Source organism: Desulfofundulus australicus DSM 11792 (assembly GCF_900129285.1).
GTDB classification, from domain to species: Bacteria; Bacillota; Desulfotomaculia; order Desulfotomaculales; family Desulfovirgulaceae; genus Desulfofundulus; species Desulfofundulus australicus.
Genome location: NZ_FQUW01000011.1, coordinates 59,145 through 84,435 on the forward strand (window position 1 = coordinate 59,145; position 25,291 = coordinate 84,435).

Sequence of the window (25,291 nt, forward strand, 5' to 3'; positions counted from 1 at the left end):
GTCATCGGTCCCTTTCCCTGAAAACCGGGAAATGCGGTGCTTCACTTCACAATGAGCACCGCATTTCTTACCATATTATCCCTGAGATTCCCACATGACTTTACCGCAGTCCCGCAGGTCGTAGCCGCCCAGGGCCTGCACCTCTTTCCGGAACTCCGGCAGGTCCATCACGGCCAGCAGACGCTGGATGTAAGGTGTATCCCAGTATTCCCGGGGGATGCAGAGGTCGTAACGCTCCTCGGCCAGGGGGATAAAGTCGAGACCCAGGGCCACCGCGGCGGCCCGGATGCCCAGTCCCGCATCCACTCCCCCGGCCACAGCTGCCGCCACGGCCATGTGGGTATATTCCTCCCGCTCGTAACCGTTTATCTGTTCCGGTTTAATACCCAGCTGTTTCAGGTGATAATCCAGCAGAACCCGGGTACCCGCCCCCCGCTGCCGGTTCACAAAGGTAACGTCGGGCCGGGCCAGGTCTTCCAGCCCCCTGATGCCTTTGGGGTTGCCTTTAGCCACAATCAGCCCCTGCTCCCGGTAGACCAGGTTGACCAGCACCACTTCCCTGCCCGGCAGCAGCCGCCGGATATAGGAAATGTTGTACTCCCCCGTTTCCTCGTCCAGCAGGTGCGTGCCGGTACAGTGGGCCTCCCCTCTTTTCAGGGCGTTCAAACCTGCCAGGCTCCCCACATGGGCGCTGGACAGGCTGGCCTGGGGATAGAGCCGCCGCAGGTAGTTGGCCAGCACGTCCAGGGCAATGTCGTGGCTGCCGATGATGACGGTGGTTTCCTTGATCTCCTCCAGGGGGCGCAGGAGTTCCACCGGCACCGCCTGGCCCGCGCCGTAACCTTCGGAAAGCCGGGGTACGCGCACGATGCCGTCAGCCCGGATCAGGGACATGATAATGCCCGCTCCCCGGGAGATGGGGGTGGCAATGATCTTGTCCCCCACCTGTCCCAGCTTGACCCGGACAAACTCCTCCACGCCCAGGGAAGAGACCAGCTTGCGGGAAACGGTGGCCTCAATTTTCCGGCGGGCGGGTGGAACGGAGCCAAGTTTTTTGTAGATGATTGGCTTGACAAATAAATCGGCACACAGGTAGGCCGATACGGGATAACCGGGCACCCCTATTACCGGCCGCCCGTTAACTTCTCCCAGGATCACCGGTTTCCCCGGCCTGGTGGCCACACCGTGCACCAGCACCCGGCCCAGGCTCCTGATTACTTCCGCCGTATAATCCTCGCTGCCGGCCGAAGAACCGGCATTGATCAGGACCACATCGGCTTCCTGCAGGGCTTCCAGCAGGGACTGGCGCAGGGCCTCAAAGTCATCGACGGTAATCTTTTTACGAAGCGGAATGCCCCCCCACTCGCTGACCAGGCCGGAGAGCATCCGGCTGTTATAGTCGATAATATCCCCGGGCTGCAGATCCTGCCCCGGTTCCACCAGCTCGGTACCGGTGGGCAGGATGGCCACCCGGGGCCGGGGATGGACGGAAATTTCCGTTACCCCACCGGCCAGGAGCCCGCCGATATCCACCGGGCGCACCCGGTGATTGGCGGGGACGATCATTTCCGTAGCCACAATATCTTCCCCAATGGGCCGTACGTGCTGCCAGGGATAGACCGGCTGGGTGATCTCCAGGACATCCGGGGAGACAAAATGTACATCCTCCACCATGATCACCGCGTCGCACCCTTCGGGGAGGGGATCACCTGTGTCGACCATGATGGCCTCGCTGCCAACTGCCAGCTGCCTGGGGGCAGTTTCGGAAGCACCAAAGGTCAGGGCAGCCTTCACCGCATAGCCGTCCATGGCCGCCGCGTGGTAATGGGGCGAAGACACCCGCGCATAAACGGGAGCCGCCGTCACCCGGCCCAGGGCTTCCTCCACCGCCACCACCTCGGGCGGCCCGGGATTGAGCGCTCCTTTTTGCTCCAGGTAAGCCATGTATTCTTCCTGGGCTTCTTCCCAGGGCCGGTCTTCCAGGTAAACGTCCCGTTGGCCCGTGAATTTAGACAAAGCCATCACTCCTCAAAAAAGTTTGACCTCCACCCATTCGCCTGCTTCTACCCCTTCTTTGCCCGCCGGGATGCGGGCCAGCCCGTCGGCACGGACCATGGTAGTAATCAGGCCCGATTTGCCCAGCACGGGCTCTGCATGCAGTTCCCCATCCTGCAGGTGCAGCTTCACCCGCACGAAATCCTCCCGCCCGGCCGCGGAACGCAAATTGCGGCTTATCCGCGCCTTCAGGGGAAATTCCCGGAATTTTTCCCGGGGGTAAGTGTATGAACTGATCAAAGGAGCCACCAGCAGCTCAAAGATTACCAGGGCCGAGGCGGGATGCCCGGGCAGTCCGAAGACCGGTTTACCGTTCACCACTGCCCCCACGGAAGGCTTGCCGGGTTTCAGAGAAATTCCGTGAAATAAAACCCCCGGCCGGCCCAGGGAATCAATCACCCGGGCCGCCACGTCCCGGGTACCCACCGAGCTGCCCCCCGAGAGCAGGACCATGTCGTTTTCCGCAAGGGCCCGGGCCAGCCGTTCCTGCAGCCGCTGGAAATCATCCCGGACAATGCCGTACAGGCGGGGCTCGCCGCCACAGCCGGCCACCGCACCGTAAAGGGTATAGGAGTTTATATCCCGCACCTGCCCCGGAGCCGGCTTCTCTTCCGGGGAGACCACCTCGTCACCGGTGGAAATGATCCCCACCTTCAAGGGGCGCCTTACTTCCACCGCCACAACCCCGGCTGCGGCCAGTATTCCCAGGTCCTGCGGCCGCAGGCGGTGTCCGGCCGGCAGTACCACGCTCCCGGCCGGTACATCCTCCCCCCGGCGGACGACGTTCTCCCCGGGCGCCACCGGCCTGGTAACGCCAATGGTTTTTTCATCCAGCTCCTCGGTATGCTCCACCATCACCACCGCGTCAGCGCCCGCAGGCAGCATGCCGCCGGTGGCAATGCGCCAGGCCTGGCCCGGCTTTAACTCCCCTTCCGGCGCCACGCCCATCAGAACCTCCCCCGCCACTTCCAGGTAGGCGGGCAGGCCCTCGGAAGCGCCAAAGGTATCCTTTGCCCGCACGGCAAAACCGTCCATGGTGGAGCGGTCAAAGCCGGGTACATCATCAGCGGCCACAACATCGTGCAGGAGACAGCGGGTGAGGGCGGATAACAACGGAACCTTCTCCCCTTCCAGGGGGAAGGACACATGTTTTAAAATCAATTCCCGCGCCTCTTGAATGGTAACTGCCTGGAATAGTTCCTTCATTCTTATTCTCTCCTTAAAAATATAACCACATTAAGGCATGCAGCCGTAGTTTTGACATTTTTAACATTTTTAAGCGTGGCTGCTGCGCTGCTGGGCCACGGTTAAAAAGGCGGTAATGCCGTAGGCCAGGAACAGCAAGATGATGCTTAAGGCAGTGGCCAGCTCATACTTGCCCTGCCCCACCGCCAGCACCGTGGCCGTCGTCAGTACCCGGGTACTGCCGGCAATGTTGCCGCCGACCATCATGGAGGCACCCACCTCGGAGATGACGCCGCCAAACCCGGCCATCACCGCCGCCAGCAGGCCCAGCCGGGCTTCGCGCACCAGAAGCCACAGCAACTGCAACCGGGAAGCCCCCAGGGCCAGGATCTGCAGTGGAATCTTCGGGTTTAAAGACTGCATGGCAGCCACGGTAAACCCAGCCACAATAGGAGAGGCAATAATGGCCTGGGCCACCACCATGGCCGCCGGGGTGTAAAGGAGGCCGAGGAAACCCAGGGGCCCGTACCGGGTAAAGGTAAGCCAGACCGCCAGCCCCACCACCACCGGCGGTAAGCCCATGCCAAAATTAACCACACTGACCAGGAAGCGGCGGCCGGGGAAATTGGCCAGGGCCAGGAGCGTCCCCAGGGGCACGCCAATGAGGACACTGATCAGCGTGGCCAGACCGGAGATTTTTAAGGTGCGCAGGGTAATTTCCAGAACTTCGGGATCTCCTGCTGCCAGCAAGCGAACGGCTTCCACAAGACCCTGCCAGAAAATTTCCAAACTCCTCAACTCCTTTGATGGGTGTAGGATTGTAAATTCAGCTCGGCCAGTTTTGCCGCGCCGGGCACCCCCGTATCCGGATCCCATCCCCGGGCCAGGTAATATTCCCGCAAAACCTCCCGCACCTTCTCCCGCTCCAGCCTGCGCCCGGCGGCGGGGCCGGCCGTTACGGGCTCTTCGTAAAAGCGGGATGGGTAGTCAGAATCAGCGTGTTTCTCACCGTGGCGGAGATTGAACAGTTTCTGGAGGTTCCAGATACGTTCTCCCGCCCTGATCACCTCTTCCGGTGTTAGAGCAATACCGGTCAAGCTGGTATAAAGGCGGGCAAAAAGGGTGGGCCCCACAGTATGCAGCACGGGCGGGCGGATGCACATGCCCAGGGCGTTATAGACGGCAATGAGATCTTCCGCCCACCGGGACATTTTGGGTATGTTTACATCCCTGGTAACGGGATCGAAAATATCCTTTTTCAGCTCGTCGGGCATATCCAGGCGCTCGTACATCTCCTCCGGGAAACCAAACTTCTCCGTAAGGTAGGGGACGGGGTTTTCGTTGTAACGGAGATTTTCCACCGGGTTGCGGGTGCGCAGGTGATCTCCGCCCCGCACATTGGTAATATAACCCAGAGTCCAGGTAGACCAGCGGGCCCGGGGATCTAAAAGAAAACATTCCAGCCCCTTGACTTCTACAGCATATTTTGAAGCACCCGGGAAATGCTCCGCTGCCTTTCTGACACCTTCAGCCAGCACATCTCCCAGGCCGCGACGGTGGGCGATTATATCGAGCAGGGAAATGGTAGCCCGTTCATCGCCCCAGTTGAGGGGGAAGCCCAGATCCTTTTCGCCGATCAGCCCTTTTTCATACAGCTCCATGGCAAAGGCTACCACCGCCGCCGCGGAAACCATATCCAGACCCAGGCGCTGGCAGGTTTCGGTAACCATGGCCACAGCCGGCAGGTTGTTGATATCACACCCGGCTCCGAACCCGATGACCGGTGTAACCTCCATATCTTTAAGCCTGAGCCCGGCGTAGGGGCCTTCCTTAATATCCACCCAGTGGGCGCAGGCAATGGGGCAGGCCACGCAGGCCACACCACGATTGCTGTACCTGGGCAGGACCTTGCGGCTGCGGGTTTCCACCCAGTTTTCTATGGCACCAAGCCGGTAATTGCGCCCCGGCAGGGCCCCGAACTCCTGGTAGGGCAGGCTGGCCAGCATGGTGCCGAAGCGGGAAAAAGAACCGTAAAAGGGGGAGGAAAAAATGGCTTTACGGGTATCCTCCACAGCCTGCAAAAACTCTTTCCTGTCCGCCACCCGTACCGCACCCCGGCCGCGTACCGCCACGGCTTTCAAGTTCTTGCTGCCCATTACCGCGCCCAGCCCCGTGCGCGCCCAGGCATCAAAGGGGCCGTTTTCTACGCTGGCAAAGCGGACCAGATTTTCACCGGCCTGGCCAATGGCCGCCACCTGAATGGCCCCGTCGCCCAGTTCCCGGCGGATCCGGCGCACCGTCTCCCAGGCATCCCGCCCCCAGAGGTGGTCCGCCGGTAAAATTGTTGCCTGGCCGTCACAGATCCATACATAAACCGGTGCGGCAGCCTTTCCCCGGATAACCACCCCGTCAAAACCGGCAAACTTGAGCTCGCTTCCCCAGAAGTTGCCGGAGTTGGCCGTGCCAAACAGGCCGGTGGCGGGTGAGAGGGCGGAAGCTTCGGTGCGGGACGCGGTGGGCACCGTCGTTCCCACCAGCACCCCCACATTAAAGACCAGGATATTTTCCGGGCCGAGGGGGTCGGCGCCGGCGGGAATTTCCTCGTAGAGCAGGCGGGCGTTAAATCCCAGGCCGCTCAAATATTCCCTGGCCCAATCCCGTTCCACGGGTCGCTCCTTTATCCTGCCGGCAGTAAGGTCGATATCCAGGATTTTACCGCTGTAACCGTACACGCACTACCCCTCCTGTTCCGCCATTTCCTCTACATCGACCACCCGCAGGGCTCCCGAAGGACAGGCCAGGGCACACTTTTTGCAGCCGCGGCAAAGGGAGGAAAAGGTAATGGTAAACGTTCCCTCAAACTCATCCCTGGCAATACTGATAAAAGCTCCGGTAAGCTTAAACTCCCCCTGGTGGGTAATGGCACAGGTAAGGGCGCAGGTGCAGCAACCGGTACACCTGCCGGGGTTGACCGCCAGTTCTCTGGCCATGAAAGTACCCCCTGAAAATAATGTCAACGAAAATTTCTACAGCCGGCTCCCGGAAACCTGCCGGCAATAAATAAAAAACACCGTGAAGGTGTTGTATAAAAAGAACCCGAACTATGATTTTCTGCTGTAAAACCCCAGCATTACCCTGTGAATGGACGGCACCCCCGGCGGGACAAAAGCCACCCGATCGCCGTCCTGCAGAGGGTGACTCATTTTTTCCACCCGGCCGTTGACAAAAACCACTTCCACCTGTTCTTCCGGTATCTCCAGGCGCTTTAACAGGGTGCCGGGAGTATCACCGGGAGCAATTTCCACAGGCAGGGGAAAGGGCCAGCCGCGGTGGGAAAATATCTTCATCAACGGGCCGAAAGCCCGCAGTTCTATTCTGGCCAAACACCGTCACCTCATTTCCTGGCTGCAGGCCGGACATCCGGGATCCCGGCCCACAGATACCTCCAAAAAAGTCATGGACAGGGCGTCATAAGTGAGCAACCGGCCAACCAGCAAATCGCCAAGGCCCAGGAGGTACTTGATGGCTTCCGTGGCCTGGATGGTACCGATAACACCGGGCACGGCCCCCAGGACCCCCAGTTCCGCACAGCCGGGGACGTGCGGATCCGGTTCGTGCGGGAAAATACAGCGCAGGCAGGGACCGGCACCGGGCACCACGGTCATCACCTGCCCGGCAAAGGCCAGCACGCCGCCGTAGATGAAGGGCTTCCCCAGGCGCAGGCAGGTTTCGTTGAGCAGGAAACGGGTGGCAAAATTATCGGTGCAGTCAACAACAATGTCATATCCCTCGATCAGGGACAGGGCACCGGCAGCGCTCAGGCGTTCAAGGAAAACCTCCACCTGCACGTCCGGGTTCAGAGCCACCAGCTTATCCCTGGCCGATTCCACCTTGGGCCGGCCCACATCACCGGTGCGGTGCAGGATTTGCCGCTGCAGGTTGGACAAATCCACCACATCGGCATCCACCAGACCCAGGTAGCCTACACCGGCCGCAGCAAGGTAATAGGCTACCGGTGAGCCCAGCCCCCCTGTTCCCACCACCAGTACTCTGCTGCGCAGCAATTTTTCCTGGCCCTCGCTGCCCACACCGGGAAGGAGTATATTCCTCTGGTAACGCTCCCGTTGTTCCCGGGTCAACCCCTGCATATTCACCTGCCTCCTTAACCTCCGCCAACCGGCGGGAACAAGGATACCCGGTCACCGGGCTGCAGGACGGCATCCATGGCTGCGTGCCGCCCGTTGACCAGAACCGTAAAGACCTGGCTCCGGGGAATACCCAGGCTGTCCACAAGTCCGGCCACGGTAGTTCCCTCCGGGCGCTCTACCTCAATAGCCTGGCCGAAGCGGGCCCCGGGCATGAATTTTTCCAGCCCGCTGAAAACGCGTACTTCCAGCCGCACATCATCTACCCCCGTTAAAATTCAGGGTGGCAGGGCACCTCTATGGGAGCCCTGCCACGGGATTAGTTTAGAAATTAAACACCTGATCCAGTTCCTCCGCCCTGACATCAAATACAGTGTTGTGAGGCGGCAGTTCCTCCTGGCTGAAGAATTCAGGCAGCCGGTCGTCGGCGCTGGTGAACCCGGCCTTGCGGTTGAACTCCCTTTCGACCTTCAATACCTGCTTGCCCATGTTGAGCACGTCATCTGCAGTTAAATTGAGGCCGTACATGGCGTTTAGCATTTCAACAATGGCGGGCATTCCCTCGGGATTGTCCAGAACGGCAAAGGCCACGAAGAGACACAACCCGCTGCTGTCTATGAACGCAGTGGCAATTTGCAGGTTCCGGGAAAGCTCCACCTGGCTTTCGGCTTTCAAAGGATCCACAAAACCGCCCACTTTAAGGATGTTGGCCGTTACGGCATACCCGGCGGTATGGTCGGCACCCATGGGCGTGGTGGCATAGGTAACACCGTTGCCCTTGCAGCCCCGCGGGTCGTAAGCGGGAATACCCTGACCTTTCACTGCGGGCACACGGGTAACCCCGTAAATTTTACCGGCATTGGCCGAACCGCCGCCGAGAATCCTGCCCAGGGGCGTGCCTTTGGCCACTTCTTCCAGAGCCCTGATGGCAGCCTCACCATCACCAAAGGGTATCACTCCAGCCTCCGCGAGCACACCCAGGGTGCACCCCACCTCAATGGTGTCCAGACCCACATCATTGCAAATGTAGTTCAGTTTGGCGATTACATCCAGGTCGCCAATTTCCAGGTTCGGACCGAAACACCAGGCGGTTTCATATTCAATGGGAGCGCAGACCTTCCCGTCGGGCATGGGGTATACATTGGAACACCGCATGACGCAGCCGGGATGGCAGGCATGGGTGGCTTTCCCTCCCCGGGCTACGGCCACCTCGGCCAGTTTCTCCCCGCTGACCTCGGCAGCTTTGTCGAAACGGCCGAAGCGGAAGTTTCTGGTGGGAAGGGCGCCCGCTTCATTGATAATGTTCATCAACACATTGGTGCCGTAGCTGGGCAGTCCCTGCCCCGTGACCGGGTGATCCTGCAAAATTTTCGCAAATTTCCTGGCTGCCGCTTTGAAACGCTCGGGATCCTGAACCGGGACATCAAAGGTAGCAGGGCTGTCCACGACGATGGCCTTAATTCTCTTGGAACCCATTACCGCCCCCAGGCCACCCCGGCCGGCATAGCGGCTGCTGTTGCCGTCACTATCGTTGTTTGTTACCCCCGCGGCCGGCATGAGCATCTCGCCGGCAGGGCCAATGGTAATCACGGCAACCTTTTTACCGTAACGCTCCCGGCAGATGGCCGTTACCTCGTAAGTACCCTTGCCGGCCAGATCGCCGGCAGGCAGCAACTCTGCCCCCTCGGGAGTAACCTTGAGCAGATACCAGTCGCTGCCGGCGGGCTTACCTTCGAGTATGATGGCCTTGATACCCAGGTTGGCCAGCTTCTGAGAGGCAATACCGCCGGCATTGGCTTCCTTAATCCCTCCGGTGAGGGGGCTCTTCCCTCCTACGGACAGGCGTCCTGAAGATGGTGCGCTGGTACCCGAGAGCAATCCCGGAGCAATAACCAGCTTGTTGTAGGGACCAAGAGGATCACAGGTGGGCGGCACTTCGTCGTAAACCAGCTGGGAGGTAAGTGCCCTGCCGCCAAGGGGCATATACTTTTCCGGCACTTCCTCAAACTTGACTTCCCCGGTGGTCATATTCACCCGCAGGAACCTGGACACCGCTTTCTCCCCCTTTTATTTTTTAGATTTAATCATAGATTGGCCTTTTTACCTGGCAATCTTTCATCATTATCAGGCTATTTAACCTACTATTGTACAATTTCCATGCCATCTGCAAATCCGTGCTGTATTACCCTCGTATACACAAACAACGCACCATTTTGATACACTCCGCCTGCTCCATAACAGGGCAACAGCATCACAAAAGGACACTTTTACTAAAACTTTTACTAAAAATGCTGATAGGAGAGATTTTGACTCTCCTATCAGTAAGCTAGTGTCTATATTCTACATTGCCTGCCGGTAGATGTCAATTATATCGTCCAGGGTGGCCAGGCGCGGGTTGGTCAGGCTGCAGGCATCCTTCATGGCGTTTTCAGCCATGATGGCCAGGTCTTCCTCCTTGACTCCCAGCCCGGCAAGGCCGGAAGGAATACCCACATCCTCCGACAGTTTTTGAATGGCGGAAATAGCCTTTTCTGCAGCCTCACGCACGGAAAGCCCCTCAATGTTTTCGCCCAGGGCGACTGCAATGTCGGCAAAGCGCTGCGGGCAGGCAATCAAGTTGAAGCGGCAGACATGGGGCAGCAGAATGGCGTTGCATACGCCATGGGGAAGGTTGTAAAAGCCGCCCAGCTGATGGGCCATGGCGTGGACGTAACCCAGGCTGGCGTTATTGAATGCCATGCCGGCCAGGAATTCGGCATAGGCCATCTTATCCCGGGCTTCCATGTTCTGCCCGTTGGCCACAGCCTGGCGCAGGTTGCCGGCAATTAACTTCATGGCCATCAGTGCAGCTGAATCGGTGACCGGAGTGGCCATGGTCGATACATAAGCTTCCACGGCGTGGGTTAAAGCATCCATCCCCGTCGCCGCCGTCAGGGCAGGAGGCATGCCTACCATGAGCAGGGGGTCGTTTATGGCCACGTTGGGGGTAACCCGCCAGTCCACGATGGCCATTTTAACCTTCCGGTCGGTATCGGTAATGATGCAGAAACGGGTCATTTCGCTGGCCGTTCCCGCAGTGGTATTCACGGCAATAAAGGGTGGCATGGGCTTGCTGGACTTGTCCACGCCTTCATAATCCCTGATGTTACCCCCGTTGGTGGCCACAATGCCGATACCCTTGGCGCAATCGTGGGAGCTGCCGCCGCCCAGGGAAATAATCATGTCACACTGATTTTCCTGGAATACTTTCAAGCCATCATGAACGTTTTTATCGGTGGGATTGGGTTCGGCCCCGGCATAGATTATAGCCTGGGCACCTGCCTCTTCCACCTGGGCCTTGATCTGGTCGGCCATACCGGACCTGGCCAGGTAGGCGTCCGTAACAATGAGCGCCCTTTTGCCGCCGAGTATTTTCACCTGCTCGCCGACCTTCTTGTGAGCACCAATACCCATGAGGTTGACTGTGGGAATGTAGTACCCGTAAACCTGTTCACCTAATGCCATCAAAACCGCCTCCCGTAATTAATGTTCTGGAGAAGGTAAACAATCATATTTTCCCTCTCCTTTGAAGAGTTTTTATGTTTTTGTTTATTTAAAGCAAGGCAATATTCATGCCAGATATAAAAATCTTGATATTCGCTAAATTGGAGGCGGTTCATCATTTCTGGTGTTACATTATGACACAAGCACCCTGACCAGTTTGGAGCAGGGAGTCTCAATTTTGAAAAATAAGATCAACCGTTTCTGGCCCCACCCTGCATTTCTTTTAATTTCCTGTAAAGGGTATTCCGGCCGATGCCCAGAACACGGGCAGCCAGGGAAATGTTGCCGCGGGAATAAACCAGAGCCTGGTTGATAGCCTCCCTTTCCATTTCCTCAATGGTGGCGGGAGGCGGGCAGGAGAGACCCCTGCGGGACATTACCTCGAGCACATTTTTTTCCAGCACCTTCAACAAATGAAAAACCCGCGACAGTTCCCCGTCCTCCAGGCCGGACAGGTAATCCTTTGCTTGCGCCATATTCTGCAGCTGAGCCAGGAAAGGTGAACCCTGCGGCTGATTTTCCAGAAGCGCTGGCCCGGCTCTGGGGAACTGGTTCAGGCTACCGGTTATGCGGCTGGAGAGGTGCCCGGGTAGAATTACCGTCCCATCGCACAGAACCGCGGCCTGCTGAATGGCATTGAGCAGTTCCCGCACGTTGCCCGGCCAGGAATACTGCATCATAATTTTCATCGCTTCGGGGGATATTCTTATCTCCTGACCCGTTCCCTGTCCGGAAAGCTCTTTTAAAAAATGATTTACCAGTTCTGGTATATCTTCCCTGCGCTCCCTTAAAGGGGGGAGATACAGCCGCACCACGTCAAGGCGGTAAAACAAATCTTCCCGGAAACTCTTTTCCCTGACGGCCTGCTCCAGATCCACATTGGTAGCGGCAATTATGCGAACATCGGTTTTAATGGGTTTTTCTCCCCCCACCCGCATAAACTCCCCGGTCTCCAGCACCCGGAGGAGCTTTACCTGGATGGACAGGCTGGCCTCACCAATTTCATCCAGGAACAGCGTGCCGTGGTTGGCCAGTTCAAAAATACCCCTGCGCTGGCCGGTAGCACCGGTAAACGCACCCTTTTCATGACCAAATAACTCGCTTTCCAGCAGATTTTCCGGCAGGGCACCGCAGTTAACGGGAATAAAAGGATGGTCGCTCCGGTGGCTGGCCGCATGGATGAAACGAGCCAGCACTTCCTTACCCGTACCGGTTTCCCCCTGAATGAGCACGTTAACATCTTTACGGGCAATTTTATAAGCCACGGAAAGAAGCTGGTTCATGGCCTGACTGTTCCCGACAATAATTCCCGCCCGGGTGGCAATATGACTCCATTCGGCGGAAGAAAGCTTTTTCTTCCTTTCTTCAGCACCACCGGCAAAATCGAGGGCTTTGTCGATCAGGGATTCAACTTCCGATATGTCCTCGAAGGGCTTCTCAATATAATCGTAAGCCCCCAGTTGAATGGCCCTCACGGCTGTCCTGGTGGTGCTGTAACCTGTCATGATAATGACTTCACAATCGGGCTGCACTTTTTTTATCTCCTGAAGCAGGGACAGGCCGTCGCTATCGGGCAGCTTTAAATCAACTACGGCCACATTAAACTTCTGCGCGTTGATGGCCCTGCAGGCTTCCCGGCCATTTGTAGCTACAACTACGCGATAGCCTTTCCTTTCCAGCAGGCAACGAAAAAATGTGCCTACCTCTACCTCATCATCTATTACCAGGATACGTGCCTGTAAAGACAAAATTATCCCTCCGGGAAAGAGCTCAATTTAAGAATTTCAAACCTGGAATTCAGGAACGGCCTTCCTCCAGGGGGAGAACCAGGGTAAAGGTGCTCCCCTCACCCGGCCGGCTCTCAACCTCGATGGTCCCCCCGTGAGCCCGGGCGATACCAAGGCTTACACTCAAACCCAGCCCGGTACCCCGGGAAGCTTCCTTGGTCGTAAAAAAGGGATCAAAAAGCCGGTCTAAATTTTCAGGGGGGATTCCCTGACCGTTATCCTTAACTGCCACAACCACTTGCTGCCGGCCGTCTTCCCCCCTGCGCACGCCGGTGCTGATATGAATATGTTTTTCCTCCCTTTCTACCCCATCCAGGGCGTCCCGGGCATTGAGCAAAAGGTTGATCAGGACCTGATCGAGCTGCTGCCCGTTGGCAGCCACCATGGGGAGATCCCGGGCCAGATCCGTACAAATGACAATCCCGTTCCGGTTTATCTGATATTTGACCAGGCTCAGCACCCTTTCCACCACCTCATTGAGGTCGGTGGGAGTCACCACCGGGGGTTCCTGGCGGGCAAAGGTGAGCAGATTCTGAATTATTTTTTTACAGCGCAGGCCGCAGGTGACGATATCTTTGAGCAGCTGGGAAGACGGATGTTCGGGCCCCAGTTCGCGCTGCAGCATCTGGGCGTTGCCGATAATCACAGTCATGGGGCTGTTAAGCTCGTGGGCCACCCCCGCGGCCATTTCCCCTATGGCTGCCAGCTTGGCCGACTGGACCAGCTGGGCCTGCATCTGCACCCGCGCCCGGAAAGCCTCCTCCCACTCCCGCTTGGCCTGGACCACTTCCTCGTAGAGCCGGCGGTTTTGAACACAGATGGCCAGCTGGTCTGCCAGCTGCCGGGAAAAGGCCAGATCATTTTGTGAGTATACATTTTTCTCCCGGGTACCGATTATCAGCATACCGATAATATTTTGTTTTACTTTCAGGGGGTCCAGGATCAGGCATTTGAGTTCCAGCTCCTGCACGGGAAGCTCCTCCAGGAGCTTCCCATCACCGGCAATACAGAGATATACCTGTTCCCGCTGTTTTCTAATGGTCTCCCACAGCACGGAATTCCTGGGTACCACCAGGCCTTTACAGGGCAAAGGGGGCTGCGTGGCCACCAGGCGCAGTTCACTTTCCTCAAGCGTGATCAGACCCAGAAAATCGCAGGGGATAACCGGGGGAAGGTTTTCATAAACCCTCTGGACAATCATTTCCAGGGACATATCAATATTGATGTCCCGGCTCAGCTGGTGAATGATCTCCAAACGGCGGTTCTGGATTGCCATTTCCCGGTTGCGTTTTTTCAGCTCCACGTAATAATTCAGCTTGGATGACCTGACCCCCGTTAAATTCTCAATTAACCTGGCTTTGTCGTCAATCAACCTGAATCCCTCTCTTCAACGCCTGGGCAAAAAGTTTATACAAGTCCTTTTCGGTCACATCCCGCGGGTTGGTAATAATGCAGGCGTCTTTCAAGGCGTTCCGGGCAAGGCTTTTCAACTGCTCCTCCGAGAGATTACCCACGCCAATTTTATCGGGCATATCAAGATCCCGGGCCAGCCTGCGCACCGCCCGGATGGCCCTTTCCGCCGCCTCCCATGCGCTCAAACCTGCAACATTTTCCCCCATAGCTTCGGCTATCCGGGCAAACTTTTCCACACAGGCAATCATGTTAAATTCCATCACATATGGCAAAAGGATGGCATTGGTTTCTCCATGATGCAAATCAAGCTGGGCGTCCAGCTGGTGGGCCATGGCATGGGAAGCTCCCAGGATGGCGTTGGAAAAGGCCAGGCCGGCCTGCAGGGCAGCCATGGCCATGGCCGATTTGGCCTCCAGGTTGGAACGGCTGGCAACCGAGGGGCGCAGGTACCTGGCCACCAGGCAGATGGCATTCAAAGCATTAACGTCGGTTAAGGGCGTTGCAGCCAGGGACACGAAGGATTCGATGGCGTGACACAAAGCATCCAGCCCGGTGGCGGCCGTCAACCTGGCGTCCTTGGTCTGGAGCACCACCGGGTCAATAATGGCTATGTCGGGCACCAGGGATTTGGAAATAATGGTCATTTTGACCCTGCGCCGGGTGTCAACAATTATGGCAAACTGGGTGACCTCGGACCCCGAGCCGGCCGTGGTGGGCACAACCAGCAGCGGAGGGAGGGGGCGGGTGATCTTGTTGACCCCTTCATAATCCTGGATGACTCCCCCGTTGGTAGCCAGGATGGCCACGGCCTTGGCCACGTCAATGGGGCTGCCCCCTCCCACGGCCAGAATGGCATCGCAACCTGCATCCAGGTAGCGCTTGACCCCCTCGATCACCTCATAATCCTTCGGGTTGCTGGTAACCTCAAACCATACTTCATAGGAGAGACCGGCCTCCTTGAGCCTGTCGATGGCCTTTTCCACCCACCTGTTGGCCATTACCCCCGGATCACTGATGACGAACAGCCTGGTCGCTCCCAGGCGTAAGGCGCTTTCACCCACCTGGCTCAAGGCCCCCAGGCCGAAAATAATTTCGGGAGCCACAAATTTACTGATCATCCGCATGGGCTTTCTCTCCATAAAATTTTTTCTAATTGTTTTAATTCTGTATTACCGGGAAACTTCCTGTCGGGAAAAAACACCTCCTGGGAAAGGAGGTGTTCGTGCAGGGCCTATTTTTCCTCCATGAAGCCTAAAAACGCCCCTGAAAACCCAAAGCCTTTGTGCTATGGATTAAGCGGGGCTTGACCCGAGAAGGGCAAATTAATGCTTCTCCTAACATATGTTCCCATGGATATGTACCTGTACTCACAGCCTGTGATATGTTCAGCTCCCTTACCTTTCAGCTCCCTTTGTCGTCGGGTCAACGGGTGCAACTGACCGCGATGGTGTAGTAAAAATCCAAAGATGTAGGCATAGGGGCAGTGCTGGTTTAGAAGGCAGTTCCGGCAATCTTTTTGCCGTGATGTACAGGTAATGCGCTGGAAAACCCGGCCGAATCCCCCGCGCAGGCTTTTTCATCCCGTACTTCACAGAACCGCTGGCGCAATTCGTCGCCGGTGATGTGCAGGTCTTTCTTAACAACCGGTAATAAGTTCCACTTACGAATCCCCGAATATCTCCTTCAGGGAAAGATTAAAGTCTTCAAAAAAACTTACTTTTACCACGTCGTCGCGAGCATATATCTCGGGCCTTCCGTACCTGCCGTCAGTACCCAGCCTGTACACCATAACGATCCCGTCTACCGGGTGAACCAGCCAGTATTCCTTCACGCCGTGCTTTTCGTAAAGGGCAAGCTTTTTAATGTAATCAAGAGAAGCCGTCCCAGGGGAGGTCACCTCAACGATCAGGTCGGGGCTTCCTTTGCAGCCGCGGTCGTCTAATTTGGTCTTATCGCAGACCACCACGATGTCCGGCTGCACCACGGTTTTAATTTCTTCGTCTTTTTCTTCCCCCGCGGGCAGGCGGACGTCAAAGGGAGCTGCGTATACCTCGCAATCTTTCCCCTTGAGGTAATTGTAAAATTCGCCCAGGAGGGCGGTGAGCACTTTCTGGTGCCTCCGTGAAGGCGCCGGGCCAAGGCGATGGGCAAACCCTTCGATGATCTCCCACCTTTCCCCAGCAGGCCAGGTTAAATAGTCACTGTAGGTATAGCCACCGTTTGCTTCTTGTCGTGGGTAAGCCAAAAATGGTTCCTCCTTTGTCGTTTTTGGTTGCCCGATAATTGGTAAACCGCTCTTTTATAATTTTCCAACCTTCTACCCTTTCTTTCATTCTTTTCCCTTTCGAACGAATGATTCGCTACAACTTTACACTCGCTCGTAGTAGCTAAATCCTTTACTCAATCTAACCAACCGGTAAGGTAAGATAGCCGCCAGGGAAAAAATACCTTCCCCGGCGGGATACAATTTCTTGATAAGATCTCCCAGATACTTATTCCATTCTCCGCCGGGGAAAAAATACCTTCACTGGCAGTATATTTCCTTTGAAAAAGGGCCGCCGGAAATGCTTTTTGGAACCGGTAATGCTTACTGGTAGAACCATTTAAAAAAATACCCCCTGGCGGGGGTGTAGTGGAGGATGGAACATTTCCCATTCAAACAGGACAGGTTTTGTAGCTACTATCCCATAAACCAGCCTGCGGAACGGTTACCCCGTCAACGGGCATCACTCTCAATTCCCCGGCGGAACGCCGTTTTGATCCCAGCCGCGCAGGCGGTAGTAGTCATCCAGCATAACATCCAGCTCCTGCCTGGTGATAACGTTCCGCCCGTCATTGACCGGCTCATCGAAAAACCTGGGCGGCAGCATATCATCCGCTCGCGTAGCACCTTCCCTGGTGTTGAATAGACGCGTGGCGGTGACAATACGGCCGGCCAGGCAGGCCAGCTCCTCCCGGGTGTACTCCCAGCCGGTGCTACCCCTAATCATGGCCACCAGGTCGTCCCACTGGATCAGATCGCGGAAAAAGACGCAGAATATCATGGTGTTAAAAACCGTAAGCCTGTTTTCAAATTCAATAAACAGAGCAGCTTTCCCTTCGGTGGTGGAGGGATCAATCATGCCGCTGAGTTCCGGCTTGTAAAAGGTGGCCCGCAGGTGACAGGCCCCCCTGGGCGAAGTTGCATAGGCCAGGCCCATCCCCTTCAGCACCCGGGGGTCGTAACCGGCCGGCTCCAGCCCTTTAACGTGAACAGCCAGGTCTTCCAGGCCCAGTTCAGCGGCAACGTGTTTTATTCCCCGGGCCAGCAATTCCCCGGAGCCGCGGGAGTAAGCCATATCCTCAACCAGCCGGGCAGCCCCTTCGGCATCACCGTAACCGGGATACCCCTTAACCCGGCCCCTTTTCCCGGCCTCCATCATTAGAGCCACCAGGTTGCCGGTGGTAATGGTATCCATACCCAGCCGGTCACAGAGGTCGTTGAGGTAAATGATCTCTTCCAGGCTGTTAATGCCGCATAACCCGCCAAAGGAATAGATGGTTTCGTACTCGGGGCCCTCCAGTGTAAGGCCGGCACGTTTTCCTTCCTTAATCGTAGTTAACTTGCCGCAGGCCATAAAACAGTTGGGGCAGGCCCTGGGCTGTACCTCAAATTTTTTGCGTAACGTATCCCCGCTTATATTTTCCCAACCGGGATCAACGGCCATGGTCCAGTAGCGGGCCGGAAATGCCCTGGCGGCATTCATGCTGCCTACCATGACAGTGGTCCCATAGGTCTGGTAAGCCTTAACCCCCGGGTTGTCCCTGCCCTTTTCCCTGATCCGGCGGGCAGCCTCCTGCAAAAGGGCCGGGTCGGCCATCTCACAGCGGGCTTCCCCGTGGAAAACCAGGGCTTTTAGCTTTTTGGAACCCATTACTGCCCCCATGCCAGTGCGCCCCGCCGAGCGCCAGTAATTATTTTCAATACAGGCAAAACGCACCAGGTTTTCTCCCGCCGGACCTATAACCATGGCCCCGGCTCCCTTTTGCCCCACCTCCGCCAGCACGGCGTCTTCCGTAGCGTAAGTATCCTTTCCCCACAGGTGGGATGCATCGTGGAAAAGCACATTTTTGTCGCTAATTTCCACGTACAACGGCGCATCAGCCGCACCTTCGATGATCACCGCGTCGTAGCCGGTGCGGCGGATGGCCGGGGCCACCCGCCCGCCGGCATAGGATTCGGCGTACAGCCCGGTCAGGGGAGATTTGCTGAACACCCCGTAGCGGCTGGAGCCGGGCAGCACGGTACCTGTAGCGGGACCGATGGCAATAATCAGTTTATTGGCCGGGGAGAGGGGATCTATCCCCGGCTCCAGCTCGCGCAGCAACAGGTAAGTGCCCAGCCCTTTCCCGCCCAGGTAATCCCGGTACACGCTTTCCGGCAGTTCCTCCACCGCAAAGGATCGATCAGAAAGGTTCAGGCGCAACAGCCTGCCGTAAAAGCCGTACATTACAAACCCCTCCTTAACTGCCGGGCCATATCAACCGGCCACTTCGGCCACCACTTCTTCCAGAATGGAGAAACCTTGTTCCAGCTGTTCATCCGTGATGGTCAGGGGCATGAGCATGCGCACCACGTTGCCGAATATGCCCGCCCCGATAATGATCAGGCCGCGCTTGTAGCATTCCTGGATAATGCGGCCGGCCTCCTCCTTTGCCGGTTCCTTGGTCTTCCTGTCCCTGACCAGCTCCATGGCCACCATGGCCCCCAGGCCGCGTACGTCACCGATGAGAGGATATTTTTCCTGCATGGCCCGCAGGCGCCCCAGAGCCGTCTCTCCAATTTTAGCAGCCCGGTCCGCCAGTTTTTGCTCCTGCATGTAATCAATGGTGGCCAGGGCCGCGGCACAGGAAATGGGATTGCCGCCGTAAGTACCGCCGATGTGTCCCGGATCGGGCGCATCCATAACATCCGCCCGGCCGATCACCCCGCTCAAGGGTAATCCGGAGGCAATAGATTTGGCTACGGTCATCAGGTCGGGCTGCACGCCCCAGTGTTCCACTGCAAACATCCTGCCCGTCCGGCAGAAACCGGTCTGCACTTCATCGACAATTAAGATAATGCCGTGCTTTTCACAAATTTTCTGCAGGCCCGGCAGGAACTCCGGCGGGGGCACAATAAACCCGCCCTCACCCTGTACCGGCTCGATAATCATGGCCGCAATATTTTCCGGCGCAACTTCGGCGGCAAAGAAACGGGTGAAGTTCTCCAGGCAGTGCAGCCCGCACCCAGGGTAAGTGGAGTTGTAGTAACAGCGGTAGCAATAGGCGGAAGGAACCTTGTAGACTTCCGGGGCAAAGGGGCCGAAGCCGAACTTGTAGGGTTTCACCTTGCTGGTTAGACTCATGGCCATCAGGGTCCGGCCGTGGAAGGCGCACTCGAAGGCGATAATGCCCGGCTTTTTGGCATAAAAGCGGGCTATCTTGACGGCGTTTTCCACCGCCTCCGCCCCGCTGTTGGCAAACATGACCTTTTTATTCTCGCCTTTAACGGGGCACAGGCCGGCCAGCCTTTCAGCCAGGTCCACGTAGTTCTCGTACATGGTCACCATAAAGCAGGAATGCAGGAGCTTGTCGGCCTGGCTTTTAATGGCGGCCACCACCGGCTCGGGGCAGTGGCCGGCATTCAGGGTACCGATGCCTCCGTAAAAGTCAATGTACTCATTCCCATCCACATCTTTGATCAATGCCCCTTTGGCTTCAGCCACGAAAACAGGAGTGGTATTGGATATACCCCTGGCAACGTACCTGCTTTTCCTTTTCAGCAGACTGCTTGATTTAGGACCGGGAACGGCCATAACTTTTTGAAGCATTACACCAAACCCCCTGCTATTTTTAATTCCGAACCGGAGGAAACAGAAAGTTTCCCCCGGTCGGTTAAGATTGCTTAATCTAGAAACAGCAATACACCTCCAGAGCGCCTGCGGGTTGCGCTATTCTTCAATCTGCAACACTTCCTGCATGGCAGCCCTGGTCCCTGCATGGGAAGACCGCGTCCAGAAATAGAATATCAGGCCCAGAGCGCACCAGCCCAGGAAAATCAGCCACTCATAGGGCCATACCAGAGCAGAGGGACTGCCGGGGAGGTACAGGGCAATCAGCCCCAGGCTGAAAATTACGGCCAGGAACCCCACCGGCTTGCCGTAACTGACCTTGAAAGGCCGTTCCATTTCCGGTTCACGGTACCGCAGGATCAAAAATGACAGGGCCACCATGGTCCAGGCCACAATAGTAGCCAGGCTGCCCGCATCCACCAGCCAGACCAGCATCTTGCGACCCAAAAGGGGAGCCAGGGTTGATAATACACCCACAAGCAAGATGGCATTGCCCGGTGTTTTGAACCGGGGGTGCAGCTGGCCCAGAAAATCGGGAAGCAACCTGGCCCGGGCCATGGCGAAAATAACCCGGCTGGCACCCACGAAAAAGCTGTTCCAGCTGGTAATAATGCCCCCGATGCCGCCCAGGATCAGCAGCTTGGCGGCCCATCCGCTATTAAAAAGGGCGGCCATGGCATCGGCGGTCGGCAAACTGGAAGCGTGCATCTGCTGCTCGGTAAGAGCCACGGAGACACTGAAAACGACCATGATATACCATAAAGCTGCCAGGAAAATGGACACAAGGAGAATTATACCTATGGACTTAAGGGGTATGTTCATTTCTTCCGCTGCCTGGGGAATGACATCAAAACCCACAAACATGAAAGGAGTCATGATCAAAACGACCAAAATCCCTTTTATACCGCCTACAAACAGGGGCTCCATATAGCCGGAATTGCCGTTAAACAGGGCACCGGTCATAAGCAAAATACCTACAGCAACAATCAATAATGTAAGAACTCCTTGCAAAAACGCTGCCGGCTTTATACCAATATAATTAACTATGGTAAGAATAATGGAACCAATGATACCAATCAACGCCCAGGAAGCATATACATCCCACCCGGCAACCGTCCAGAGATAACCGTGTTTGTAATCCGGCACCAGATACTCCACCACAGTGGGCAGGGCTACAGCCTCAAAGGCAACTACTGAAGTATAACCTAAAGCCAGAATCCAGCCGCAAATAAAGGAAGGGGTAATCCCCATGGCGCGGTAACTAAAAACAAATTCACCGCCCGCCTTGGGCATGGCCGGTGTTAATTCGGCATAAGTCAAGCCCACAAAGATAACTACTATGCTACCAATGAGAAAGGCCAGCATTGCTCCTATGGAACCCGCTGATTCAATCCATGTTCCCGCCAGGACTACCCAGCTCCAGCCAATCATAGCTCCAAAGGCCAGAGCAAGCACGTCTTTGCGTGTTAATACCCGCGCAAAGCTTTTTTGTTGCTCCATAATATAGCCTCCTGCTTTTTGAATTTTGTCAGATATATGAATAAGCCGTTAATATTACAAATTTTCCGCGTTTTTCACCACCTTTCGCCGCCCAGCGAAGCCTTAACCCTCAATCTACAAGAAATGCAAACCTTATTCCCAGTTTTGAATTATCGAAAAAGGATAATATTTTGTCTTTTTGTGAAGTTTCAAAAGTGATTTCAATGCATACTTGCATTAATAAATCGATAATATTTTCGTTTTATTAAGATAATTAGGCATCAGTTCGTCCAATGCATATTAACATTACTTGTTGTCATAGCGCATTAACAGTTTAATTTAAAACCCGGGCCAGCAAAGACCCGGGATATTATGAACATAACGAGCAGTAGCGGCAACCTGCTTCCGCAGGCTTTTCAATATTCCTACGCCAGCACAGCTTCCTGCTTATGTTGATATTCGGCCCCCTTGCCCAGCCATCCCCGCAGCCACATGGCTTCGCTCAGGCGCTGCACGGCCACCAGGTACGCACAATCCCTCATATTCAGATCCTTATGGGCCCTGTACATTTGATACACTTCTTTAAAGGCGGCCACCATTTTTTCCTCCAGACGGCGGTTCACTTCTTCTTCAGACCAGTAGTAACCGGTATTGTTCTGCACCCACTCGAAGTAGGAAACGGTTACACCGCCGGCATTGGCCAGAATATCGGGAATCACAAATACTTTTTTCTCATTCAGGATCCGGTCTGCGCCGGGAGTGGTGGGGCCGTTGGCTCCCTCACCGATAATCCGGGCTTTTATGTTCCGGGCGTTTTGTTCGGTAATCTGGTTTTCCAGGGCCGCCGGGATAAGAATATCACAGTTCAAGGACAGCACCTCCTCGTTGCTGATGGAACGGCTGCCCGGATACCCTTTGACGGTACCCGTATTTTTCTTGAACTGAAGCACCGCCACCGGGTCGAGCCCCCCGGGGTTGTAGATGCCGCCAGAGGAGTCGGATACGGCAATAATGCGGCAGCCCATTTCGTGCAACAGCCTGGCGGCAGTGCTCCCCACGTTGCCATAGCCCTGTACGGCAGCGGTGGCGCCGTTTAAGCTGATTCCCAGCGCCGCGGCCGCTTCCCGCACGGCAATGACACAACCCCTGGCCGTGGCCTCTTCCCGCCCGAGGGATCCGCCTACCACCGGCGGCTTGCCGGTAATAACCCCAAACTCGTTATACCCTTTGATCCCGGAAAACTCGTCCATCATCCAGGTCATGACCCGGGCGTTGGTGTAAACGTCCGGGGCGGGGATATCCTTTTCCTGTCCCAGCAGCGGGTACATGGCCTTGATATAACCCCGGCTCAGTCTCTCCAGTTCATCAAGGGACATTTCCTGGGGTCGCAGGTCACTCCACCCTTGGCGCCACCGTAGGGCAGCCCCAGTACGGCGCACTTCATGGTCATCCACAGGGCGAGGGCTTTCACCTCGTCCATGTTTACATCCGGGTGGAACCTTATCCCCCCCTTAAAAGGGCCCAGTACACTGCAGTGCTGTACCCGGTAGCCGGTGAAAACTTTAATGCTGCCGTCGTCCATTTTTACCGGTATAGCCGCCGTCAGCACCCGCTCCGGGTTGCGCAAAATTTCGTAAACCGCCGGATTGAGGTTAAGCCTTCTCACCGCTGAAAGTACGTGGTTACAGGCCAGCTCAAAACTGTTAACCTGCCCGTTCATCAAATCACTCCCCTTAAGGTTTTGCCCCGGATTTCCCTCCGGGAGGTTTTACCCTTAAAGGGCGCAAGAAGCATGCCAGTTTTAATTATCTTAATTGACGCAACATTGACAAGACTTCTGTAATTTTAAATAACCGGGTAGATGCAGAAAATCATTAATAAATACCTACACAAATCCAAAATAAATGTACCTTCCAAAAACTTTGTCCCCTTTTGGTAATGCAAAATGGGATTATACTTATTGCACAATCGCATTATTCAGCTTCTTTTAATTTTTTCTTCTGTTTGCCCCCGCAGGGTGCAGGCGGTACTTCTGGATCTTCCTGACAATGGTAGACTGGTTGACCTGCAGGACGCTGGCCATTTCATAGGTGGTTTTGCAACGCTGTGACGCCAGCATAATTAACTGCCTTTCCACCTCATCGACGGCCTGTTTCAGGGGGCATATCCCCAGCACGTATACCCTGCCGGGAAGTTCCCCGTTGGAATTGATAATATAATCGGGAATATGCACTGTCTCAATAAGGTTGCTGTCGGTGGTAACCATTAACCGTTCCACCAGGTTTTCCACTTCCCTAACATTACCCGGCCAGTGGTATTTTACCAGTAAGTCCAGAACTTCCGGTGAGAAATGTTTATTCATGTCATATTTCAGATTAAACTTGTTGACGAAATGCTCAATCAAGGGCACAATATCTTCTTTGCGGTAGCGCAGGGGGGGAATGGTAACCGGAACTACATTCAACCGGTAGTAAAGATCCTCCCGGAACAACCCTTCCCTGACCATCTTTTGAATATCGCGGTTGGTGGCGGCAATAAACCTTACATTTACCACGATTTGCTGGCTGCCCCCGACACGCATTAACTTTTTTTCCTGAATTACCTGCAACAGTTTGACCTGCAGGTTCAGCGGCAGGTCCGCCACCTCGTCCAGAAAAACGGTTCCCCCATCACCCATTTCAATCAGGCCCTTTTTCCCTTCCCGCCTGGCCCCGGTGAAGGCCCCGGGCTCATAACCGAACAGCTCCGATTCCAGAAGGTTCTCGGGTATGGCTCCACAGTTTATGATGATAAACGGTCCTTTGCACCTTTTGCTCAACTTGTGAATGCGGGAAGCAATAACGCCTTTGCCCACACCGGATTCGCCGGTAATCAGGATGGTGGAATCCACCTGAGCCACCCGGTCGACCAGATCGAGGACCTGTTTCATTTGCGGGCTGACCGCGATAATTTCCGTGTTCTCCAGCTTTTCCTGCCGCAGGTACATCACCAGCCGGCGGTAGTTGTCCACCAGCTGCTCGGTATCTTCCAGGCGCTGTCTTAAATTTATCAGCTCGGAGACATCCCTGGAGTTAACCACAATCCGGGTGATCCGGCCCGATTCATCAAAAACCGGGTTTCCTGTGACAATGAGGGTCTTGCCCGTTTTCGTGCGCTGGACCATGGTCACCCGCCGTCTTTCCTCAAAAACCCGGCGGGATACGGAAGGGTTGAAATAACCCTCCTCCTCCATTTCGCTGTAATGTTCACCTATTATCTTTTCCACTTCCACCCCGTAGTAGCTTTCTCCAATCTTGTTCACCCTGCGGGTGTATCCCTCGCCGTCGACAACGTAAATTTCATCGTAAGAAGAGTTAAAGATGGCTTCCAGCTCTTCCTTGGCTTCCCTCAAGGATTCGCACAGGGAAATGTCCTGTAAAACCAGCATCGCCCCGCCGGCGCCCTCTTCCCCCACCAGCGGGTTGACCTGCACGGCCACCTTCCGGCCGTTTATTTCCATCTTCCTGCTCAAAGGCGAACCGTCCTGCGGCCATAACTGCTCCACCAGGACGGCGGGTAATACGTCGCCAAGTTGCCTCCCCGCAACCGCACTTCTTTCTACACCCAGGAGGTCTTCGGCGGCCCGGTTCAAAAACTCCACCCTTCCCCCGGCATCAACCAGCAACAACCCCACGGGTACGGGATCAAGCAATGCAAATACCTCCCTCAGATGAATCCCTCCCCTGGACGAACTAAGCAGTGCGCCGGCCGTAAGCCAGTGACTTGTGACCGGCGCACACAAGTCCGTGATAAACAGGACCCAGCCTCTGGC

At 55.9% G+C, this 25,291-nt stretch carries 18 protein-coding genes and 1 pseudogene; all 19 read right to left on the bottom strand.

Annotated features, from left to right (window positions below):
• Positions 1 to 75: 75 nt before the first annotated feature.
• The 19 genes and pseudogenes from BUB44_RS05305 to BUB44_RS05395 all read right to left on the bottom strand — a co-directional run bounded on the left by BUB44_RS05305 (position 76) and on the right by BUB44_RS05395 (position 25,171).
• The gene (locus BUB44_RS05305) at positions 76 to 2,016 is read right to left on the bottom strand and encodes a molybdopterin biosynthesis protein (protein ID WP_278247935.1); all 1,941 of its coding nucleotides are present in this window, start codon (positions 2,014 to 2,016) and stop codon (positions 76 to 78) included.
• A gap of 12 nt (positions 2,017 to 2,028) precedes the next feature.
• Positions 2,029 to 3,261 carry a molybdopterin molybdotransferase MoeA gene (locus BUB44_RS05310; RefSeq protein WP_073163806.1) on the bottom strand — a complete coding sequence of 411 codons (1,233 nt, stop codon included), beginning with the start codon at positions 3,259 to 3,261 and terminating at the stop codon, positions 2,029 to 2,031.
• Positions 3,262 to 3,330: 69 nt separating this feature from the next.
• On the bottom strand, positions 3,331 to 4,029 hold the full coding sequence (locus BUB44_RS05315) for an ABC transporter permease (protein ID WP_073163808.1): 699 nt from the start codon (positions 4,027 to 4,029) through the stop codon (positions 3,331 to 3,333).
• A 5-nt stretch (positions 4,030 to 4,034) separates the two neighbouring features.
• Positions 4,035 to 5,972: an aldehyde ferredoxin oxidoreductase family protein gene (locus tag BUB44_RS05320; protein ID WP_073163811.1), complete on the bottom strand. Its 1,938-nt coding sequence runs from the start codon at positions 5,970 to 5,972 to the stop codon at positions 4,035 to 4,037.
• Positions 5,973 to 5,975: 3 nt separating this feature from the next.
• Positions 5,976 to 6,230: a 4Fe-4S binding protein gene (locus tag BUB44_RS05325; RefSeq protein ID WP_073163813.1), complete on the bottom strand. Its 255-nt coding sequence runs from the start codon at positions 6,228 to 6,230 to the stop codon at positions 5,976 to 5,978.
• Between the two features lie 111 nt (positions 6,231 to 6,341).
• Positions 6,342 to 6,623: a MoaD/ThiS family protein gene (locus BUB44_RS05330; RefSeq protein ID WP_027356618.1), complete on the bottom strand. Its 282-nt coding sequence runs from the start codon at positions 6,621 to 6,623 to the stop codon at positions 6,342 to 6,344.
• Positions 6,624 to 6,629: 6 nt separating this feature from the next.
• Entirely contained in the window at positions 6,630 to 7,388 is a 759-nt protein-coding gene (locus BUB44_RS05335; RefSeq protein WP_073163816.1) for a HesA/MoeB/ThiF family protein, read from the bottom strand.
• Between the two features lie 14 nt (positions 7,389 to 7,402).
• Positions 7,403 to 7,642, bottom strand: coding sequence for a MoaD/ThiS family protein (locus BUB44_RS05340; protein ID WP_073163819.1), 240 nt, complete (start codon positions 7,640 to 7,642; stop codon positions 7,403 to 7,405).
• Between the two features lie 67 nt (positions 7,643 to 7,709).
• Positions 7,710 to 9,437, bottom strand: a complete 1,728-nt coding sequence (locus tag BUB44_RS05345; protein WP_073163822.1) for an aldehyde ferredoxin oxidoreductase family protein — start codon at positions 9,435 to 9,437, stop codon at positions 7,710 to 7,712.
• 288 nt (positions 9,438 to 9,725) lie between these two features.
• On the bottom strand, positions 9,726 to 10,889 hold the full coding sequence (locus BUB44_RS05350) for an iron-containing alcohol dehydrogenase (protein WP_073163824.1): 1,164 nt from the start codon (positions 10,887 to 10,889) through the stop codon (positions 9,726 to 9,728).
• A gap of 230 nt (positions 10,890 to 11,119) precedes the next feature.
• Positions 11,120 to 12,676, bottom strand: coding sequence for a sigma-54-dependent transcriptional regulator (locus BUB44_RS05355; RefSeq protein ID WP_073163827.1), 1,557 nt, complete (start codon positions 12,674 to 12,676; stop codon positions 11,120 to 11,122).
• A 49-nt stretch (positions 12,677 to 12,725) separates the two neighbouring features.
• Positions 12,726 to 14,087: a sensor histidine kinase gene (locus BUB44_RS05360; protein ID WP_073163830.1), complete on the bottom strand. Its 1,362-nt coding sequence runs from the start codon at positions 14,085 to 14,087 to the stop codon at positions 12,726 to 12,728.
• Positions 14,080 to 15,252 carry an iron-containing alcohol dehydrogenase gene (locus BUB44_RS05365; protein WP_114362093.1) on the bottom strand — a complete coding sequence of 391 codons (1,173 nt, stop codon included), beginning with the start codon at positions 15,250 to 15,252 and terminating at the stop codon, positions 14,080 to 14,082. Before BUB44_RS05365 ends, BUB44_RS05360 begins: the two co-directional genes overlap by 8 nt.
• 536 nt (positions 15,253 to 15,788) lie before the next feature.
• Complete coding sequence (locus BUB44_RS05370; RefSeq protein ID WP_073163836.1) at positions 15,789 to 16,373, bottom strand: Uma2 family endonuclease; 585 nt, start codon at positions 16,371 to 16,373, stop codon at positions 15,789 to 15,791.
• Positions 16,374 to 16,860: 487 nt separating this feature from the next.
• A complete protein-coding gene (locus BUB44_RS05375; RefSeq protein ID WP_073163839.1) occupies positions 16,861 to 18,618 on the bottom strand; it encodes an aldehyde ferredoxin oxidoreductase family protein in 1,758 nt (585 codons plus the stop codon).
• Between the two features lie 30 nt (positions 18,619 to 18,648).
• Complete coding sequence (gene gabT, locus BUB44_RS05380; protein WP_207545621.1) at positions 18,649 to 19,980, bottom strand: 4-aminobutyrate--2-oxoglutarate transaminase; 1,332 nt, start codon at positions 19,978 to 19,980, stop codon at positions 18,649 to 18,651.
• A gap of 120 nt (positions 19,981 to 20,100) precedes the next feature.
• Positions 20,101 to 21,501, bottom strand: coding sequence for an APC family permease (locus tag BUB44_RS05385; protein ID WP_073163842.1), 1,401 nt, complete (start codon positions 21,499 to 21,501; stop codon positions 20,101 to 20,103).
• Positions 21,502 to 21,905: 404 nt separating this feature from the next.
• Positions 21,906 to 23,200, bottom strand: a pseudogene (locus tag BUB44_RS05390) (Glu/Leu/Phe/Val family dehydrogenase).
• Positions 23,201 to 23,467: 267 nt separating this feature from the next.
• Complete coding sequence (locus BUB44_RS05395; protein WP_073163845.1) at positions 23,468 to 25,171, bottom strand: sigma 54-interacting transcriptional regulator; 1,704 nt, start codon at positions 25,169 to 25,171, stop codon at positions 23,468 to 23,470.
• Positions 25,172 to 25,291 lie beyond the last annotated feature (120 nt).